Consider the following 2,687-nt stretch of genomic DNA (forward strand, 5'->3'; position numbering starts at 1 on the left):
TTTAACGACTAAATAGATTGGACGATGACAAATCTTCAAGAGTTATTATTAAAACCCGTCTGGCAGATGACAGGCGAAGAGTTCATATTCCTAAGCAAGCACGCTTCCAACCAAACGGAAGCGCAACCGCAGCCCGTCACGGACACGGGAAGGAAGTATGTGTACGGAATACTTGGCATTGCCAAACTGTTCGGGTGCAGCCTACCCACCGCCAACCGTATAAAGAAAAGCGGAAAGATTGACAAAGCCATTACGCAAATAGGACGCAAGATTATCGTTGATGCGGAACTTGCCCTTGAACTGGCCGGAAAGAAAACCGGAGGACGAAAATAACGGGAAGTGTGCTTATGGATTATATGAAAGACAACAAGGAAATATCGGCAGAAGAAGCCGTAATCCTTTGGCAAGCCTCACGTTTGAGCCTGTCGAAAAGTTACGAGAAAGCACCGGAAATTCTCAAAGTACATGGTTCTGTCATAGGGACATTGGGGAACTTCAGCGCATCCATCGGCAAAGCCAAAAGTAAAAAGACGTTCAATGTGTCGGCTATCGTAGCCGCCGCATTGAAGAACGGCACCGTATTGCGATATGTGGCGGAACTTCCGGAAGACAAACGGAAAATCCTTTATGTGGACACGGAACAGAGCCTTATCATTGCCTGAAAGTCATGAAACGTATTTTACGGATGGCAGGACTTCCCGATGACAGGGACAATGAAAATCTTGAATTTCTTGCTTTGAGGAAATACACGCCCGAACAGCGTATCAGAATTGTAGAGCAGGCTATCTACAATACACCCAACATAGCCCTTGTAATCATAGACGGTATTCGTGATATGGTATATGACATCAATAGTCCCGGTGAATCGACACGCATCATATCCAGACTGATGCAGTGGACGGACGACAGGCAGATACATATCCATACGATACTGCATCAGAACAAAGGGGATGAAAATGCGAGAGGGCATATCGGTACTGAACTGAACAACAAGGCAGAAACCGTACTCCTTGTGGAAAAGGACAAGAACAATGGAGATATAAGCAATGTTTCAGCCATGCACATACGGGCAATGGACTTCGAGCCTTTCGCATTCCGTATCAACGACAATGCCCTGCCCGAACTCATGGAGGGTTACAAGCCCGAAGCCAAGAAACCGGGAAGGCCGGAAGAGGAAAAGTTTGACCCTTACAGGCACATCACCGAACAACAGCACCGCATCGCACTGGAAGCGGTTTTCGGACTGAAAGAGGAATATGGCTACAAGGAGCTGGAAAATGCCTTAATCAAAAGCTATACGTCAATAGGTGTAAAGCTGAACCATCAAAAGGCGGTACCGCTCATCACCATGCTTCGCAACAAACGGATGATAGTGCAGGAGAACGGCAGGAAATACACGTTCATGCCCGACTTCCACTATTAGCCTGTTGTTTGTAATCGCTTCACTTTATTCTGTGGGTCTATATATTAGGAATAAAGCGAAGCGGTTGCAGGAAGTACAAAATCACTTCACTTTACTACCGTATCCTATATATACGAAAATAAAGTGAAGTGGTTATACAGACCGTACTTCTTAAAATGGTACGGGCGAAAAGAAAAACGAATCAATTTAGCAACCAATTTACCAACTACTAAAACAATCATTTTATGGATATACAGACAGCCAAGCAAATCAGGATAGCAGATTTTCTGCACAGTTTGGGATATTCTCCCGTCAAGCAACAAGGTATCAACCTGTGGTATAAATCACCGTTAAGGGAAGAAGCAGAAGCTTCGTTCAAGGTAAATACCGAACGTAACCAATGGTATGACTTCGGTTTGGGCAAAGGTGGCGGTATCATTGAACTGGCTGCACACCTGTATGCTACCGACCATGTACCTTACATTTTAAAACGGATAGCGGAACAGACACCGCATGTGCGCCCGGTATCTTTCTCTTTTGGCAAGCAAAACTCTTCCGAACCGAGTTTCCAACAGTTGGAGATTGTTCCGTTATCGTCCCCTGCCCTGCTTGCCTACTTGCAGGGAAGAGGAATAAATATGGAACTGGCAAAAAGAGAATGTAGTGAAGCCCGTTTCACCCACAATGGCAAACGGTACTTTGCCATCGCCTTTCCCAATGGTTTGGGTGGATTTGAGGTTCGCAACCGCTATTTCAAGGGTTGCATCGCACCCAAGGAAATCTCCCACATCAGGCAGTCGGGGAAAGCAAGGAATATCTGTTATGTGTTCGAGGGATTCATGGACTACCTCTCCTTTCTGACATTGAGACAGGAGAGCTGCCCGAATTATCCGGAGTTGGATGGACAGGACTACATTGTATTGAACTCCGTATCGAATGTAAACAAGGCTCTCTATCCGTTGGGCAGCTACGAACGCATCCACTGCTTTTTTGACAACGACCATGCAGGCATGGAAGCTCTCCGACAAATCCGCAAGGAATACGGCAGAGACCTGTACATCCGTGACGCTTCGCAGACTTACAACGGATGCAAGGACTTGAATGAATACTTGCAGAAACAGGTTGAAAGAAAAAGGCAAGTCCGGTCTGTCAAAGAGACGCGCAGCCAGTCACCGAAAAAGAAGAACGGCTTTCGGTTATAGCCCACTATAACTACACGCTCCGCTTTCGTAGTTGTGGGCTCTCCCGAGGGGATTAGGGCTTTGCCCTAATGACCCACTCAGGG

Annotated in this window: 2 protein-coding genes and 1 pseudogene; all 3 read left to right on the forward strand. The window is 46.4% G+C overall.

Annotation, left to right across the window (positions count from 1 at the left end; genetic code table 11):
• Window positions 1-24: 24 nt before the first annotated feature.
• A complete protein-coding gene (locus tag JCM17102_RS20795) occupies window positions 25-333 on the forward strand; it encodes a DUF3853 family protein (protein WP_025076548.1) in 309 nt (102 codons plus the stop codon).
• A gap of 14 nt (window positions 334-347) precedes the next feature.
• Window positions 348-1,423 (forward strand): annotated as a pseudogene (locus JCM17102_RS28705) (AAA family ATPase).
• A gap of 224 nt (window positions 1,424-1,647) precedes the next feature.
• Window positions 1,648-2,604 carry a DUF8464 domain-containing protein gene (locus tag JCM17102_RS20805; protein WP_025076549.1) on the forward strand — a complete coding sequence of 319 codons (957 nt, stop codon included), beginning with the start codon at window positions 1,648-1,650 and terminating at the stop codon, window positions 2,602-2,604.
• The last annotated feature ends 83 nt before the right edge of the window (window positions 2,605-2,687 follow it).

Origin of the sequence: Bacteroides faecichinchillae JCM 17102 (assembly GCF_000614145.1) — a bacterium.
Lineage (GTDB): Bacteria > Bacteroidota > Bacteroidia > Bacteroidales > Bacteroidaceae > Bacteroides > Bacteroides faecichinchillae.

Bases quoted from the DNA above. Each gene is read 5' to 3' on its own strand.
- JCM17102_RS20795 (WP_025076548.1), top strand. From the start codon at position 25: ATGACAAATCTTCAAGAGTTATTATTAAAACCCGTCTGGCAGATGACA.
- JCM17102_RS20805 (WP_025076549.1), top strand. From the start codon at position 1,648: ATGGATATACAGACAGCCAAGCAAATCAGGATAGCAGATTTTCTGCAC.